A 16,942-nucleotide genomic window follows, 5' to 3' on the forward strand; every position below is an offset into this window, starting at 1 on the left:
TCGCACCGCCACGCCGGCCGCTGCGCTTACATCCTCATGCGCACGGTGAACATGGCCGCGCGCGGCTGGCCCCAGATGTTACCTTCGCGCGGGTTGTTGATCCGTGAGTAGTAGCTGCGGTCGAACAGGTTGGTCAGGTTCAGATCGGCCGACACGTGCTTGTTGAAGTCATAGCCGATCGCCGCATCGAACGTCGCATAGCCGCCGCGGCGCAGCGTGACCGCACCGATCGGTGCCGGGAACAGCGCGGTGTTCTGTACATGGCTCACCGCCGTCATGCCCGCACCGAGGCGCCAGCGGTTGAAGTCGCCCGGCAGCCGGTACTGCGTCCACAGCTTGAACAGGTGCTTGGGCGCAATCGCCGAGAACGCCGTGTTGACCTGGCCGGTGCGGTTCTGCAGGTCCTGCGTGACGTTGAACGTATAGCCGGCGTAGATGGTCCAGCTCGGCGTGATGCGGCCGCTGGCTTCCAGTTCGAAGCCCTGGCTCTTGGTCTCGCCCTGCGACACGAAGAATGGATTGCTCGGGTTGGTCGTGTTGATGTTGTCGAGCGTGGCGCGGCCGGTCTCGCGCACCTGGAACAGCGCCAGCGAGGTGTTCAGCGCCCCCTCGAAGAACTCGCCCTTGACGCCGACCTCGTACTGCTTGCCCTTGATCGGATCGACCAGGTTGCCACTGGCGGTGAAGTACTCGTCCTGCGGCTGGAAGATCTCGGCATAGCTGGCGTAGGCCGACCAGTGCTCGGTGAAGTCGTAGATCAGCCCGGCGAACGGCGTGAACTTCGCGTTGATGTTGTCTTCCTTGGTCGTGCTGGCCGTCGGCGTGTACTGGCGCGCGTTGATGTCCCACCAGCTCAGGCGGCCGCCCAGCACCAGCGTCACCGGATCCACGATCGAGAAGCGTGCGTCGCCGTACACGCCATACTGCCTGGTCGTGGTATTCGTGCCCGAGCCATTAGGGGTGAAAATTGGCTTGGCAAAGTCGCTGCGCGGGCTAAAGATGTTCACGACTTGCGTGAACGGGGTCGACGAGTACCTCGGGTCGCGCCGTTCCGAATCGGAGAAATTGAAGCCGATCAGCGCCTTGTGCCGGCGCCCAAACAGCGAGAATGGCCCGTTGGCATAGACGTCGAAGCTGGTCTGCTCCTGCGTGTAGGTCTGCTTGGCAGCGAACAGCGTGGTGGTGTTCACGCCCGGGATGACTGGCGAGTATGCATAGGCCTGCTCGCGGTGCAGCCGGTTGTTGAGGTAGCGCAGCGCGCCCTTGACCTGCCAGCCGCTGTCGAACTTGTGCTCCAGTTCGGCAAACGCCGAGGTGGTGTAGAAGTGGTCGCTGTTCCAGTCTGCGCCAAGGAAGGTCGAACGCGGCACGTCGAGCAGGCTCGCCTGCCGCGTGACCGGGTTGTAGTAGGCCGGCAGCGTCCACGGCTGGCGGCCCTCGGAGTCCTGGTAGCTCGCGCCCACCGTCACCATGGTGCTCGGCGTGATGTCGTACTCGATCACGCCGTACAGCGCACCGGTGCGCATATTGGCCTTGTCGATAAACGAGTCCTTGTCCTGGAACGCGCCGGTCAGGCGCGCGCGCAGCGTGCCGTCGGCATTCAGCGGGCCGCCGGCGTCGATCTCGGCGCGATAGTTGTTCCACGATCCCACCGACAGCGCGCCCTGCACCTGCACTTCGCGCGTGGGCTTCTTGCGCACCAGGTTGATCGCGCCGCCGGTCTTGCCGGCGCCGGACAGCAGGCCCGACGGGCCCTTGAGCACTTCTACCCGCTCGATCATCGACAGGTCGGGCTGCACCGTGTTGCGCCAGTCATACTTGGTTGGCACGCCATCGAGCATGACGGTGTCGATCTCCAGCCCGCGCGAATAGAAGATCGAGCGCTCCTGGTCACGCTTCTCGACGAACACGCCAGTGGCCTGCATCATCGCATCCTCCAGCGTGGTCAGGTTCTGCTCGCGGATGCGATCGGCATTGACCACGGTGACCGATTGCGGCACCTCGCGCGCAGTCAGCGGCACCTTGCTACCGGCGGTCGTGGGCGGGTTGATGGGATTCTCGCGGTCGCCGTTGACCGTCACCGCCGGCAGTGATGCCTCCGGTTGCCTGGCGGCGCTGCCCGTAGCGGTCGGCTTCGCTGCCTGCGCTGCTGCCGGCGCTGCTCCCGTCGTGGCTTCCTGTCCGAAGGCCGACGCGCTGACCATGAGGCCGACGGCGGCCGGGATCCAGCGCATGGCGGTGCGGCATTGCACGGACCCATGCCGCCTTGCCTGCGCGCGTTCGGTCGCGCGTCTGTTGCTATGTTTCATGCCCTTCTTACTCCCCTGCTCTGTTGTGAAAATAAAGGCCGTGGGCCCCGGCTGGTCGCCTGGTCGCGGCCGCCGGTCCTCAAAATTGCTTTGTGTATGGGCGAAGCCTCAGTGCGTGCCGGCGTGCGCCACGCGCGCGGCGCGGCTGCGAGGCGGCTCAGCCTGCATGGCGCATCCCTCGCCCGGGCGGTTGCCGAGCACCGCGGCGGCGATCTCCTGCGCGCGCACCGCCAGCACCGACAGCAGCGTGTCCGACAAGCCGTGCGTCGCTTCGCAGCATCCCTGCAGGAACACGCCCGCCTGGCAGCCCGGCGCCATCTGCAGCCGGTAGTCGCGGTCCGCCTGGAAACCCTTGGCGTCGTCCAGATAGGACGCCAGCGGCGCCAGCAGCGACTGGTGCAGTTCGCGCCGGTAGCCGGTGGCGAGAATCACCGCGTCATAGCGCTGCAACTGGTGCGCACCATCGTCGCGCCGCGCAATGTCGAGCCGCACACCGTCGGCATCGGCCTCGGCATGGCGTGCCTCGCTGCCGGCCAGCAGGCGGTGGCGCACCTTGCCGGTGACCTTCTGCTGGTACAGCACCTCATAGATGGCTTCGATCAGGTCGGTATCGACCACCGCGTAGTTGGTGTTGCCGAACTCGCGCAGCAGTTGCTCGCGCTCGGTCGCCTCCCGCGAGAACAGGTAGTCGATATAGCGCGGGTTGAAGATCTCGTTGACGAAGGGGCTGTCGTCGGCCGGCTTGAGCGCCGGCGCACGGCTGACCAGGTCGACCGCGATGCTGCCTTCGCGGCTATTCAGGTCCAGGAAGATCTCGGCGGCGCTCTGGCCCGAGCCGATCACCGCCACGCGCCGCACCGGCGCCGTGCGCTCCAGACGCTCCAGCGATTCCAGGTACGACGAGGAATGGAACACCCGCGGATGGCCGCGCAGCGGCGCGAAGGTGTCGGGGATGCTGGGCGCGCCGCCGACGCTGACCACCACGTTGCGCGCGCAGCGCTCGGTCAGCGCGCCGTCGGCCGTGCGCGAGGTGACGCGCAGGCAGGCCAGCGCGCCATTGCCACCGGCGGGCTCGGGCTGCACCGAGACAACCTCTTCGCCGTAGTGGCAGGCGTCGGCAAAATCCGCGGCCACCCAGGACAGGTAGTCGTTGAACTCGTAGCGGCTGGGATAGAACGTCCTGGTGTTGATGAAGTCCAGCAGCCGCTCGCGCTCGTGCAGGTAGTTGATGAAGGTATAGCGGCTGGCCGGGTTGCGCATCGTGACCAGGTCCTTCAGGAACGAGATCTGCATGCGGCTGTTGTCGAGCAGCATATTGCCGTGCCACACGAAGCCCGGCTTCTTCTCGATAAAGCCGAAGCGGAACGGCGCCTGCTGCGGCAGCATTTCGCGCAGGGCCACTGCGAGCGCGAGGTTGGACGGCCCGAAGCCGATGCCGAGCAGGTCGAGCACGGGCGACGTGCTGGCATCAGTGCCGTTGGCGGCGAAGGTAGAAGCGGAATAGAGCATGGTCTCTCCTTGCGCGGCTTGCTCAGGCGGCCAATGCGGCCGGCGCGACGGGTTCTGCAGCCTGCCCGTCTTCCTGCGGCACCCACAGGCGCTCGCCGAAGAAGCGTTCGCGCAGCAGCATCACCAGCATGGCGCGCTTGTGCGGGAAGTCGAAGGCCTTGATCTTGGCAAAGCCGGAGCGGTCCAGGTTGCGGATCTGCTGCACATGGTCGATGCGCGGCTCGCCCACGATGCGCTGCGTGCGCGGGTCGTCCAGGAACATGTAGTGCATCAGCGACGGCAGCCAGGCGCTGATATAGGCCTTGCCGCGGATCTCGCCGTCGCCGATCAGCACATGCCAGCCGCGATCGAAGTCGTCGGCGTCGTAGTACGGGCCGATGCGGTTCTCCTTGGCCCAGTACACCTCGAAGTAAGCAAACGGCTTGCCGTCCAGGCAGCCGATCAGCGGGATGGTGTGCGGGTCCGCGAGCTGCGCCGACAGGTAGTCGCGGTGCTTGGCGAGATCGCCCTCTTCCTGCCAGAACACCGCCACGCGCGGATCGTTCATCCAGCCGTGGAAGTACTCCAGGTCGGCGTCGAGATCGGCCACCCGCATCGAGAACACCTGGTCGAGCCACGGGATATGGCGTGCATAGACCTGGCCGGACGGCTTGGGCGCGCGCACCGGATGGCGCCGGCCCTGGGTCATCGCGTACTGCAGCGGATAGTCGCGGCCCGAGGTGCCGGTGTGCCACAGCGCCGGCAGTTGCCAGAGCTGCTCGACGCGCGTCACCAGGTCGCCACCGGCCGGGCGCGTGGCGCTGCCCTCGCGCAGCATCGCGTTGGCGATGGCTTCGGGCAGGTCCAGCGCGATGGCCTGCGTCGCGGGCGCGCGCGCCAGCACCGCCTCGCAGGCGGCAAAGGTAGCGGCGCGCGCCAGCGGGTGGGCCGGGTCGGTATCGGCGAGTGCCAGCCGCGGCTGAGTGCCGGGCGTGAACTGCCAGGCCTGCAGTGGCGTGCCGTCCAGGCTTACCTGCAGCGAGGGGCCTTCCCAGCGGCTCTGCAGCGTGGAAATCGTCGCGGGTGACCAGGGCTGGTTCGCGATCGCGTGGGTCATCAAAGGCGCGACATTGCTTTGCATGTGAACTGACTCCCTGTCTGTGTTGGCGCGCGTCATGCGGCGGCCTGATGGTCGGTCTGGCCGGCCGCGGCGGGGGCGGCGGGGCTGTCGGTGGCGCTGTCGGCGCGGATCACGCCGCTGTCGGCGCGGATCACGCGGTCGGCCACGTGGAAATAGCGGTCGTCATGGCTGACCGCGACAATGGTCTTGCCGCTGCGCTTGAGCTCCGGCAGCAGCGATTCATAGAAATAGGCGCGGAACACGGGATCCTGGTCGGCCGCCCATTCATCGAGCAGCAGCACCGGGCGCGCCTCGACATAGGCCGCCAGCAGCGCCAGCCGCTTGCGTTGCCCCTGCGACAGCTGCGTGGTCGACAGCAGGTCGTCGCGAATGGCGACCTTGTGGTCCATGTGCAGCCGCTTCAGGAAGGCATTGGCCACCGCCGCGTCGAAGCGCCCGTCCGGGCCGACCAGCCGCGCGAACAGATGGGCGTTGGAGAACACCGTGGCGAAATGGCAGCGGTACCAGGGCAGCTCGGCCGTGCTCACCGGCCTGTCGCCGAGCGCCATGCTGCCGGCACTCGGCTGGTACAGGCCCGCCAGCAGCTTCATCAGGGTGGACTTGCCGCTGCCGTTGCCGCCGACGATGAAGACGGTCTCGCCGGCAGAGAGCGTCAGCGACACGGGGCCGAGGCGGAAGCCGCGCTCGTCGCCCTGGCCGGGATAGTCGTAGCGCACGTCCTGCAGCGTGATCAGCGGCGTGCCCGGCGCCGGCGGCGCGTCGGCGGTATTGGCCGTATGCAGCGCGAAATCCTCCGTGTACGGCGCCAGCCGCAGCGTCTCGATCTTGCGCAGCGCGACGTTGCCAGTCATCAGGATCGGCAGCGTGCCGACCAGGTCGTTCAGCGGCATGCGCAGGAACATCAGCACCAGCACGAAGGCGGTGATGCGCTCGCGCGCGATGCCCAGCGCATCGCCGGCGATAAAGATCGCGCACGCCAGCCCCAGGATCAGCGTCGCGGTAAACGACAGGCTCAGCACCCAGTAGCGGTCGGCCCGCACCTCGTGCGCGCGCGCAAACTCCGCGGCGGGCTCGAAGTCGCGCTGGTAGAAGCTCTGCTTGCGCCAGGCATTGAGCGCCAGTTCGTAGCGTCCGTCGATGGCGCCCTGGTAGCCGGCGTAGAGCCGGTCGTCGGTGTCGCGCACCGCCTTCATCAGGGTGCGCATGCGCAGCACCCAGCGCTGCGCCAGCAGCACGCCCGCGCCCAGCACCGCGGCACCGAGCACGAACAGTTGCCACGACAGCCAGCCCAGGTACAGCAGCCCGCCCAGCACCAGCACGCCGTTGTAGAACACGAATGGCACGCGGTTGAAGGCCATGCCGATCGAGGCGATGTCCTTGGTCAGCGTGGCATAGACGGTCGGGCCGCCGATCGCTTCCAGGCGCTCCACGTCGGTATCGAGCACGCGCTTGAGCATGCGCAGGCGCATGTCGTACACCACGCGGTGGCCGAGCGCGGTCAGCAGCGCCTGCGAGCCGAAGCCGCAGCCGAACAGCACCGCCAGCAGGCCCAGCAGCACGCCGATACGCCCCGCTTCCAGCGCCGCCGGCGCGGCGATCATGCGGTTGATCTCGGCAATCAGCGCGATGCCGGCGAGCGCGCTGCAGGTACCGGCGGCTAGCGCCAGCAGCAGCAGGCCGCCGAAGCGGCGGCGCAATGAGAGGAACAGATTCACAGGGCCTCCAGCAGGTCGTTCATGAAGGCCAGGTCGGCGTCGGCATCGCGACGCCCGGCCTGGTCGATCGCCGCGGCCATGTCGCGCAGCACGGGCGCCGCGAACAGCGCCGGCAGCGCCAGTTCGCAGGCCATCTGCTCGCGGATGCGCGTCTGCAGCCGCACCAGCAGCAGCGAATGGCCGCCCAGCAGGAAGAAGTCATCGTCGGCACCCGCCTGGGCCACGCCCAGCACCGCGCACCACAGCGCCGCCAACTCGTGCTCGGTCGGCGTCGATGGCGCCGCCGCAACGCGCGGCGCGGCCGGCTCCGGCAGCGCCTGGCGGTCAACCTTGCCGTTGGCGTTGAGCGGCAGCGCATCGAGCCGCGTCAGGCTGGACGGCACCATGTAGCCGGGCAACTGCTCGCGCAGGCGCGCCAGGATGGCGTCGTCCGAGTCATCACCGGCCGTGGCGGCGACGTAGTAGGCGCACAGCCGCGCCATCCCGTCCGGCCCCTGGCGGGCCACGCAGACGGCCTGGCGCACCTGCGGGCACGCGCCCAGCGCCGCCTCGACCTCGCCCGGTTCGACGCGGAAGCCGCGCACCTTGACCTGGTGGTCGCGCCGGCCGAGGAACTCGACGATGCCGTCGGCGCGCTTGCGCGCCAGGTCGCCGGTCCGGTACAGCCGGTCGCCCGCCATCGCGCCCGGCGTGCCGGGCGCGAACGGGTTGGGCACGAATGCCGCAGCGGTACGCGCCGGGTCATCGGCATAACCGCGCGCCAGACCCGCACCGCCGATGAAGAGTTCACCGGCCACGCCCGGGGGCACCGGCTCCAGCCGCGCGTCCAGCACGTAGAGCCGGTTGTTGGCGATCGGCCGGCCGACCGGCGCTACCGCCCACGCGGGAGCGCCCTCGCCCGCCAGCGCATGCGCCGAGGACCAGACCGTGGTCTCGGTGGGGCCATAGACGTTGCAGACCTGCGCGCCCCTGGCCACTAGTGCCGCGGCCAGCTCGCGCCCCAGTGCCTCGCCACCGCACAGCACGCGCAGCCCCTGCCATGCCGGCGTGGCTTGCGTCACCAGCATCTGCCAGGTCGCGGGGGTGGCCTGCATCACGGTGATGCCGTGCGCGGACATCAGCGCCGCCAGCCGCGCCGGGTCGCGCGCGTCGTCGCGCGTGGCGATCACCACCCGGGCGCCGCTGGCCAGCGGCAGGAACAGCTCCAGCCCCGCGATATCGAAACCGAGCGTGGTCACCGCCAGCAGCCGGCCGCTGCCGTCCATCGGCACCACCGGCGCCATCGCCCGCAGGAAGTTGGCGAAGGCGCCGCGCGAGATCTGCACGCCCTTGGGCGTGCCGGTCGAGCCGGAGGTGTAGAGCGTGTAGGCCAGTTGTGCCGGATGGAATAGCGCCGCCGGCGGCGTATCGGGGGCCGAACTCCAGGGCGGCGTTTCACCGTCGACCAGCACCACCGCGCCGCTGTCGCCGAGCGCGGCGCCCGTATCGGCGCTCGCCAGGATCAGGCGCGCACGGGCATGGCCTAGGATGTGCGCATTGCGCGCGGGCGGATGGTGGGCGTCGACCGGCAGGTAGGCGGCGCCCGACTTCAGGATGCCGAGCAACACCGCCACCAGCGCGGGCGTGCGCGGCAGGCACACCCCAACCAGTGTCTCGGCGCCGACCTCCTGCGCGGCCAGCCAGTTCGCGATGCGGTTGGCGGTGGCTTCCAGCCCGGCATAGGTCAGGCTCGACGCGCCGTCCGTCACCGCGATGGCATCGGGCGTGGCCGCGGCGGCGCGGGCGATGCGCGCCGCCACGTCATCGGCCGGGTCGATTGCGAGGCCGGTGTCGTTGCCGCAGGCCAGCGTCCGGGCCTGCTCGCCGGCGCCCATCAGGGGCAGTGCTTCGAGCGGCGTCTCGGGCGCGGCCAGCATGGCGCCGAGCAGGTGTTCATAGTGCCGCGCCATACGCTGCGCCGTAGCCGCGTTGAACAGCGCGGTGTCGTATTCAAGCGTGGCGGACACGCGCGTGGCGCTGGCGTGCAGGTCAAAGGTGACGTCGAACTTGGCGCTGTCGTCGGGCACCGGCAGCGCGCTCGCCTGCAGCCCGGGCAGCGTGAAGGCGGCGGGCTCGCCCATCTGCAGGTTGAACATTGCCTGGAACAACGGCGTGCGGCTGGGGTCACGTGACGGCGCCAGCCTGTCGACCAGCAGCTCGAACGGCAGGTCGGCGTGGTCCAGCGCTGCGCGCGCGTCGTCGCGTACCTGCTGGCACAGCGCATGGCCGCTCAGGCCAGGCGTCAGCCGTGCGCGATAGACCTGGGTATTGATAAAGCAGCCGACCAGTTCGTCCAGCTCTTCATGCGTGCGGGCTGCGTTGGGCACGCCCACTGCGAAATCGGACTGGCCGCTGTAGCGCGCCAGCAGCGCCTGCCATGCGGCCAGCAGCACGGCGAACGGCGTGAGCCGGCCGCCCGCACCCGTGCCACTGGTGCAATAGGTGCGCAGCGCTGTCACAACGCCGTCCGACAGCGTCCAGCGGATGCGCGCGCCCTTGCCGGCCGGCCGCGCCGGCCGCGGGGCATCGAGCGGCAATTCCAGCGCGGGAATGCCAGTGCCCAGGCGCGTCGCGCAACGTGCCAGCGCGGCATCGAGCGCAGGGCCGTTGAGACGCTCGCGTTGCCAGGCCGCGTAGTCGGCGTACTGCACCGGCAGCGGCGTCCAGCCCGGCTCGCTGCCATTGACGGCCGCTGCATAGGCCCGCGCGAGATCGCGCGCCAGGATCGGGTTGGACCAGCCGTCCGAGACGATATGGTGCATGGCCAGCACCAGCACATGGGCGCCATCCTCCAGCCGGGCGACGGTGACGTGGAAAGGCGCGGCGGCGTGCAGGTCGAATACGCGCGCCGACTCGCGGCGCAGCAGCGCATCGAGCTCGCCTGCGGGCAAGTCGATCCATTGCACGGCCGGCAGCGCGTCGTCGACGATCTGGCGAGGCTCGCCGTCACCGGTCGAGAAACGGGTACGCAGTACCGCATGGCGCGCCGTCACCTGCGCCAGTGCCTGCTCCAGCGCCGGGGCCGCCAGCGGGCCCTGCAGGCGCCAGGCGCGCACCAGGTTGTAGGCGGTGCTGTCCGGCGCGTAGCGCTGCAGGAACCACAGGCGCTGCTGCGCGAACGAGAGCGGCGCGGGGCCTTGCGTGGCGCGCGCGCGGATCGTCAGGTCGGGCATAGGCTGCGTCATTGGGTCTCCTCGGGAGCCGTGGGGCAGCCGATGCTGGCCTGGCTGCCGCCGCGCGCACGGCCTTCCCATGCGAACGGCAAGGCCAGGACCGCCCCGCAGCCGCGGCTATGCCGCGACTGACTGGCAAGGGGGCGCCCAGGTGCGATATCGTCGTTACAAATCGAATTGCGAATATACCTGATAATCATTCTCATTTTCAACAAAGAAAAGGCGTTGTCTGCACAACTGCAACGCCGTTCAGGGCGCCACTTGTTTCCGTTACCGATCCTGCTTGCACTGTTTCCCGAACCGCTGCGCCACTACGCCGAGGCCGTACGCATCGGCCCGGCAACGGGCGATGACGTCATGCCCGCCGCGCTCATGTCCGAGCCCGCGGGTCCCGCCCCACTACGGCATGCGCTCAACGCCATGACCACCCACTACGGTGGCGACGATGCGCGCGTGGCCGGCTCGGTCTGGGCGCGGCACTGTTTCTCCGCGCTGCTGCCCGGCACGGTGGCCGCCGCGGCGCTGGCGCACCACGTGCTGCCGTTGCGCGACGCGGCCATTCGGCCGGATGGTCATGGCCGCGCCGTGACGTTGGTGCTGCCACATGCCGGCCGGACGTTGCCCGGTGCGCCCCCGCAGCAGCGTTTCAGCGCCCTGCTGGATGACCTGCTGGCGCCGCTGGTCGAAGCGCTGGCAGCGGCCAGCGGCGCGTCGCCGCGCCTGCTGTGGGCCAATGCCGGCGCCGTCGTCGCCGAGGTGTTCCGCCATGCGCCCGCCCTGCTGCAGCCGGGCCTGCCGGCCACGGACGCCACGCTGGCGGCCGACGCGGCCTGGCTGATGGACACCCGCACCCGCCCCGACGGCCGCGACAACCCGCTACATGCGCCGATGCGCGCGCACCGCGTCACGCAGGACGGCACTACCACCACGCTGTGGCTGCGCCGGTTGTGCTGCCTGCGCTACCGCTTGCCGGCCTTCACGCTGTGTGGCGACTGTCCGCGCCGGCTGCTGCGCTAGCACTGTAGGCACTCAGGCCGCCAGCGCGCTGGCGCTGCCACCATCCACGCGCACCGGCACTTCGCCCAGCGTGGCGCCGGCCAGCGCCGGCAGCGCGAGCAGGATCGCCACGCACTGCCGGGTCAGCTCCTCCGCCGCGCTGTCGTCGAGCGCCGCCGTGTCGTACTCCACGCGCAGCGTCAGCGTTTCGCGCGGGATCACGATGGCGGTCACCGGGTAGCTCATCTGCCCGCGGTTATCGACATCGCTGAAGCGCAGCGCGCCGCGCTGGGTTTCCCGCAGCGTGCTGTCGACCGGGTAGTTCTCGTAGATCAGCATGGTGTCGAACGGCGCGTGCGCGGCATCGTCGCTGCCGGCCGCCCAGCTCTGCAGCCACGCCGGCGGCGCATGCTCGGTCTCGCGCAGCGCTAGGTTGTCGGCCTGCAGCGCCGGCAGCCAGTCGGCCACGCGCAGCGTGTCGGGCAGCGCCTGCACCAGCGGCAAGGTACTGGCGAGCAAACCCATGATGTCTTCGATGCCGGGCAGCTCCGCCGAACGGCCCGAGCCCACCACGGCCAGCCCCACCGTGCGCGCGCCGGTGGCCTGGCGCAGCGCCAGCATCCATGCCGCCTGCACCAGCGTGTTGACGGTGACGTGCTGCCGGCTGGCGAAGGCTGCCAGCCTGCGCAGCGCATCGGCCTGCACCACGTGCTCCACCGCCCGGATCAGCTGCCCGCGCTGTGCCGGCGCGACCTCGCGCGTGATGCGCACCGGTTGGCGTGCCAGCGGCGCAAGCTGCTCGCGCCAGCGTTGTTCAGAGTCGGCGCCCGACTGCGCCTGCTGCCACGCCACGTAGCGGCGCAGCGACACCGCGGGCTGGGCCGGCTGCTCGCCGTCGTAGCCGCGCAGCACCTCGCCCAGCAGGCGCGACATGCTCCAGCCGTCCAGCAGCAGGTGATGCCAGGTCCAGAGGAAGCGCCAGCTGCGGTCGCCGATGCGCACCAGCGTCAGCCGCATCAGCGGCGCCTGGCCCAGGTCGAAGCCTTGGCGGAACCCGGCCTCGCACAGCGCCTGCCATTGGGCATCGTCCGCGGCCGCGGCCGCGGCCGGGCGATGGCTGCGCTCGCGCCAGTCGTGGTGCGTGACCGGCAGCGTGGCTTGCGTGGGGACCACGAGCAGCGGCTCGGCCTCCCTGCCCGCGCCCGCTTCCAGCCACGCCACCCGGGCCCGCAGCACCGGATGCCGCCGCACCGCGTCCTGCCATGCCGCGACCATGCGCTCCACGTCGAGCCCGTCCATGGTGGCCTGCACCTGCACGGTGTAGGCCGGCGAACCGGGATGCCGCGCGCCGTGCCGGATCATGCCGCGTTGCATCGGCGTGGGCCGCCAGATGTCCTCGATCTCGCCGGCGCGCAGCGCCAGCGCATCCAGTTGCTGCTGCGACAGCCCGCTGGCCGGCGCGTCGGAGGGCGTCAGCCGCGTCGCGGACTGCGCCACGCAATGCCCGGCCACGTCGCGCAGCGCCTGTGCAATGCGCGCCATCAGCGCTTCGACGGTGGCCTCGCGGAACTGCGCGCCGCAGTAGGTGCAGCGGAACTGCAGGCGGCCGCCCTGGACCCTGCCGTCGAACGCCAGCGGCGCCGGCAACCGGATGTCATCGGAGACGCCGCGGCCGGTATCCTCCGCTGCGGCCTGCCAGCCGCCTTCCCCAAGGCTGCCATCGAACTGGCCGAGGTAGTTGAACAACACCTGCGGCGCGCACTGCGGCAGCGCTGCGGGCGCGAAAGCGCTCAGCACACCGTATCCCAGCCCTTGCCGCGGCACCGCGCGCAGCGCTTCCTTGACGCCGGCGATGGTGTCGCCCACGTCCGCAACGCTCGCCAGCCGGACCGGCCAGACGCTGGTGAACCAGCCTACCGTGCGGCTGAGATCGAGCGCGCTGCCGGCCGCCTCGGCTTCGCGGCCATGGCCCTCCACGTGGATGCGGATGTCGTCGCGCCCTGCAAAGGCGCACAGCGCGCGCGCGAATCCCGCCAGCAGCAGGTCGTTGACGCCGGTGCGGTAGGCGGCATGGGCCCGCCGCAGCAAGGCGTCGGTCGTGGGCGCGTCCAGCGCAAAGCTTGCGGTGCGCGCGCGCGCCGGTGCGCCGTCCGGGCCATCGCTCGGCAGCATCATCTTGTCGCGGGTAACGGCATGCCAGTACTCGGCCTCATCACGGAACACGTCGCGCGCCGGGCCCGCCAGCGTGCGGCTCCATGCGGCATAGCTGGCGCCCACCGGCGCCAGCGCCGGTGCCTGTCCGGCCAGCCGTGCGGCATAGGCGGCTTGCAGGTCTTCCAGCACGATGCGCCATGACACGCCGTCCACCACCAGGTGGTGGCAGACCAGGAACAGCCGCTCGCTGCCATCGGCGACGCGCAGGTGCAGCGCGCGCAGCAGCGGGCCGCGGGCGATGTCCAACCGGTCCTGCTCTTCATCGCAGGCAGCGGTGATTGCTGCGGCGTCCGGCACGTTAATGGTCATCAGTGCGAACGCGTCCCCTGCTTCGGCGACGGCCTGCTGGCACCAGCCTTCATCGGTGCGGGTAAAGCGGTAGCGCAGCGCGGCATGGTGGCCGGCCACGTCCTTCAGCGCGCCCTGCAATGCCGGCGCGTCGATGGCCGACTGTGGACGCAGCAGCACCGACTGGTTGAAGCGATTGCGGCTGGCCTCGGCCAGCGGTTGCCCGAGGAAGGCAGCCTGCACCGGCGTCAGCGGTGCCGCGCCAGCGTCATCGTTGGCTGCATCCTGCGCCGTGCCACCCACGCACTCCGCCACCCGCGCCAGCGCTGCCACCGTCTGGTGCTCGAAGACCTGGCGCGGCGTCAGCCGCCATCCCTGCAGCCGGGCACGCGCGACGATCTGCAGGCTCAGGATGGAGTCGCCGCCGAGCGAGAAGAAGTTGTCATGCAGGCCCACCTGCGCGATGCCGAGCACGTCTTCCCACACGGCCGCCAGCATCCGCTCCGCCGCCGACACCGGCGCGGTGTAGGCGGTCTCGGCCTGCCATTGCGGTTCCGGCAGCGCGCGCCGGTCAAGCTTGCCGTTGGGCGTGACCGGCAGGCTGTCGAGTTGCAGGATCGCCGCCGGCACCATGTAGTCCGGCAAGGCCGCCGCAAGCGCTGCGCGCAGGGACTCGCACGATACCGCCGCCTGCTGCGCCACGACGTAGCCGACCAGCCGCGTGCCGGCGGGCGTCTCGTGCGGCAGCACCACCACTTGCCGTACGCCGGGCTGCGCCAGGAGATGCGCCTCGATCTCGCCAAGTTCGATGCGGAAGCCGCGGATCTTCACCTGGTGGTCCTGCCGGCCGAGGTATTCGATGCAGCCGTCGGGCTGCCAGCGCACCAGGTCGCCGGTGCGGTAAAGCCGCCCGCCGGGTGCGCCGAAGGGATCGGGAATAAAGCGGTCGGCCGTCATGCCAGCCCTGCCCAGGTAGCCGCGCGCCAGCCCTTCGCCGCCAAGGTAGAGCTCGCCCGGTACGCCTACCGGCACCGGTTCCAGCCGGCTGTCCAGCACGTACGCACTGCGCGCGCCCACCGGCCGGCCGATCGGCGCATAGGCGCCGGTGACCTGCGCTTCCGCGTCGGCGGCCCTTGCCTTCCACACCAACGGCGTCACCACCGTCTCGGTCGGACCATAGCCGTTGATGATGTGTTGCGGCCGCAGCGCCTGCGTCAGGCGGGCCACGCCCGCGCGGGGCATGGCTTCGCCGCCGAAGGAATAGAGCCACAGCGGCGGCGGATCACCCTGCGACTCGGCCCAGGCGGCGAGCTGGTGCAGGTAGCGCGGCGGAAAACCCGCGTGGGTGACCGCATGGCGGCGCAGCGCGGCGTAGGTCTGCTCCACGCTCCACAGCATGTCGTCGCGCAGCACGATGCTGGCGCCGCTGGCCAGCGGCACCATCCAGCGCTCGTGCGCGCCGTCGAAGCTGAACGACAGGAAATGCAGCTCGCGGCTGGCGGCCGTGATGTCGTAGCACTCGGCGGTGGTAACCACATGCATCGCCAGCGGGCCGTGCGCCACCGCGACGCCCTTGGGCTTGCCGGTCGAGCCGGAGGTGTAGATGACGTAGGCAAGCTGCGCCGGATGGACGGCAATCTCGGGATCGTGCTCGGGCCAGGATGCGTCCGCGTCGTCATCGACCAGCAGCACCGGCAGGCCTTCAGCCACCGGGAAAGCATCGCGCAGCGCGCGCTCGGTCAGCAGCAGTTGCGGCGCGGCGTCTTCCTGCATGTCGAGCAGGCGCCGGGCCGGATAGGTGGGGTCGAACGGCACGAAGCAGCCGCCAGCCTTCAGCACCGCCAGCAGCGCCACGATCATGCGCGGCGAACGCCCCAGCGCCACGCCGACGCGGCACTCGGCGCCAATGCCCTGCGCGATCAGCCGGTGCGCCAGCCGGTTGGCCTGGCGGTTCAGCTCGCCATGGCCGAGCGTGGCATCGCCGAACAGCACTGCCGGGGCCTCGGGCGCGCGGCGGGCGTGGCCCGCCGCCTGCGCATGCACCGGCACGAACGGCGGTGCCGCGCAGCCGGGCTGGCTCCAGCGCGCCAGCGCGTCGCGCTCGGTGTCGCCCAGCAGTACCGCTACGGCGGGCGTCGTGGCGGGATCGGTGGCGAACGCCTGCAGCAGGCGCACATAATGCCCCGCCATGCGCACCACGGTGGCGGCATCGAACAGGTCGGCGGTATAGGCGATCCGGCCCGAAAGGCTGCCATCGGGCAACTCGGTGGTGGCCAGGCTGAGTTCGAACCGCGCGGTCGTCACCGGCAGTTCCAGCGGCGTGACACGCAATCCGTTCAGCTGCGGCACCGCCGCCGAGCCAGCGGTGCGATGGTCGAAGGTGACGTTGAACAGCGCCGGCTGCGCCAGGCTGCGGCCGGGCTGCAGCGCCTCCACCAGCAGGTCGAACGGCAGCGCCTGGTTTTCCTGGTCCGCCGCCGCCTGCCGCGCCAGCCGCGACAGCAGCTCGGCAAACGGCTCGTCTGGTGCCACCTCGGCGCGCATCACCTGCATGTTGACGAAGCAGCCGACCAGCGCCTCGGTTTCGCTGCGCTGCCGGTTGGCCACCGGCACGCCGATGCAGACATCGGCCTGTCCGGTGTAGCGGTTCAGCAAGATTGCATACGCGGCCAGCAGCGTCATGTTGAGTGTGGCCTGACGCGCGCCGGCGAGCGTGCGCAGCGCCCCGGCCACGTCGGCCGGAATGGCGAAGGTGTGCTCGGCGCCTTCGCCGGTGCGCGCCGCGCGGCGCGGCCGGTCGGCCGGCAGGTCGAGCGCGGCGCCGGGCGCATCGCCCAGGCGTTCGCGCCAGTAGCCGAGCTGGCGCTGGGCCTCGCCGGCCTCCATCCAGTTGCGCTGCCAGGCGGCATAGTCGGCGTACTGCACCGGCAGCTGCGGCAGTTCGGCCTGCGTGCCGGTGGCTTCGGCGGCGTAGCAGGCCGCCAGTTCCGCGACCAGGCGCATGATCGAGGCGCCGTCGGCGACGATGTGGTGCAGCACCACGACCAGCACGTGGGACCGGGCGGTTTCGCGGATCAGCGCGACGCGCCACAGCGGTCCCGCCGCGAGGTCGAACGGGGCGTGGACGATGCCGTCGATGGCGGCGTCCAGGCCGGCGGGACCGGCCTCCATCTCGACGAATGCCGGCGGCAGGCTGTCGTGCACCTGTTGGCGCGCCACGCCGGCGGCGTCGGTCGGATACGTGGTGCGCAGCACCTCATGGCGCGCGCCGATACGGTCGAATGCGCGGCGCAGGGCTGCCACGTCGAGCGCCCCTTCGAGCCGGTACGCGCCCGGCATGTGATAGGCGGTGCCGGCCGGATCGAGCTGCTGCAGGAACCACAGGCGTTGCTGCGCGTACGACAGCGGCAGCGCTTCGCTGCGCGGCGCCGGCACGATCGGCAGCGTGGAGAAGGCAACGCCTTTGTCGTGCAGGGCGGCCAGGAACGCCGCGCGCTGCGCTGGCGCCAGCCGGGCAAAGCGCGCGGCGACCTGCGCGTGCGCGGTATTCAGTGCATCTGACATGGGAGCGGGATCACG

7 protein-coding genes are annotated in these 16,942 nt (G+C 70.4%); 1 reads left to right on the plus strand and 6 read right to left on the minus strand.

Going from position 1 to position 16,942, the window contains the following annotated elements:
* Nucleotides 1-26 precede the first annotated feature (26 nt).
* The 5 genes from AC10V3_RS30035 to AC10V3_RS30055 all read right to left on the minus strand — a co-directional run bounded on the left by AC10V3_RS30035 (nucleotide 27) and on the right by AC10V3_RS30055 (nucleotide 9,877).
* Entirely contained in the window at nucleotides 27-2,309 is a 2,283-nt protein-coding gene (locus tag AC10V3_RS30035) for a TonB-dependent siderophore receptor (RefSeq protein ID WP_022539014.1), read from the minus strand.
* A 108-nt stretch (nucleotides 2,310-2,417) separates the two neighbouring features.
* Complete coding sequence (locus AC10V3_RS30040; protein ID WP_022539015.1) at nucleotides 2,418-3,818, minus strand: lysine N(6)-hydroxylase/L-ornithine N(5)-oxygenase family protein; 1,401 nt, start codon at nucleotides 3,816-3,818, stop codon at nucleotides 2,418-2,420.
* Nucleotides 3,819-3,840: 22 nt separating this feature from the next.
* The gene (locus tag AC10V3_RS30045) at nucleotides 3,841-4,938 is read right to left on the minus strand and encodes a GNAT family N-acetyltransferase (protein WP_490923859.1); all 1,098 of its coding nucleotides are present in this window, start codon (nucleotides 4,936-4,938) and stop codon (nucleotides 3,841-3,843) included.
* A gap of 32 nt (nucleotides 4,939-4,970) precedes the next feature.
* On the minus strand, nucleotides 4,971-6,653 hold the full coding sequence (locus tag AC10V3_RS30050) for a cyclic peptide export ABC transporter (RefSeq protein ID WP_490923860.1): 1,683 nt from the start codon (nucleotides 6,651-6,653) through the stop codon (nucleotides 4,971-4,973).
* The gene (locus AC10V3_RS30055; RefSeq protein ID WP_454753309.1) at nucleotides 6,650-9,877 is read right to left on the minus strand and encodes an amino acid adenylation domain-containing protein; all 3,228 of its coding nucleotides are present in this window, start codon (nucleotides 9,875-9,877) and stop codon (nucleotides 6,650-6,652) included. The genes AC10V3_RS30050 and AC10V3_RS30055 overlap by 4 nt, the downstream gene beginning before the upstream one ends.
* 213 nt (nucleotides 9,878-10,090) lie before the next feature.
* Here AC10V3_RS30055 and fhuF point away from each other — a divergent pair, with 213 nt between their 5' ends.
* Entirely contained in the window at nucleotides 10,091-10,882 is a 792-nt protein-coding gene (fhuF, locus tag AC10V3_RS30060; RefSeq protein ID WP_454753310.1) for a siderophore-iron reductase FhuF, read from the plus strand.
* A 12-nt stretch (nucleotides 10,883-10,894) separates the two neighbouring features.
* Here the strand turns inward: fhuF and AC10V3_RS30065 are convergent, their stop codons facing one another.
* Nucleotides 10,895-16,927 (minus strand): amino acid adenylation domain-containing protein, encoded by a 6,033-nt coding sequence (locus tag AC10V3_RS30065; RefSeq protein ID WP_454753311.1) that lies wholly within the window; start codon nucleotides 16,925-16,927, stop codon nucleotides 10,895-10,897.
* Nucleotides 16,928-16,942: the final 15 nt, after the last annotated feature.

Source organism: Cupriavidus sp. PB-02 (assembly GCF_058252315.1).

What these genes read in the sequence shown, in the direction of transcription:
- AC10V3_RS30055 (WP_454753309.1), bottom strand. Translation starts at nt 9,877, where the DNA reads ATGACGCAGCCTATGCCCGACCTGACGATCCGCGCGCGCGCCACGCAA.
- AC10V3_RS30035 (WP_022539014.1), bottom strand. Translation starts at nt 2,309, where the DNA reads ATGAAACATAGCAACAGACGCGCGACCGAACGCGCGCAGGCAAGGCGG.
- AC10V3_RS30045 (WP_490923859.1), bottom strand. Translation starts at nt 4,938, where the DNA reads ATGCAAAGCAATGTCGCGCCTTTGATGACCCACGCGATCGCGAACCAG.
- AC10V3_RS30065 (WP_454753311.1), bottom strand. Translation starts at nt 16,927, where the DNA reads ATGTCAGATGCACTGAATACCGCGCACGCGCAGGTCGCCGCGCGCTTT.
- AC10V3_RS30040 (WP_022539015.1), bottom strand. Translation starts at nt 3,818, where the DNA reads ATGCTCTATTCCGCTTCTACCTTCGCCGCCAACGGCACTGATGCCAGC.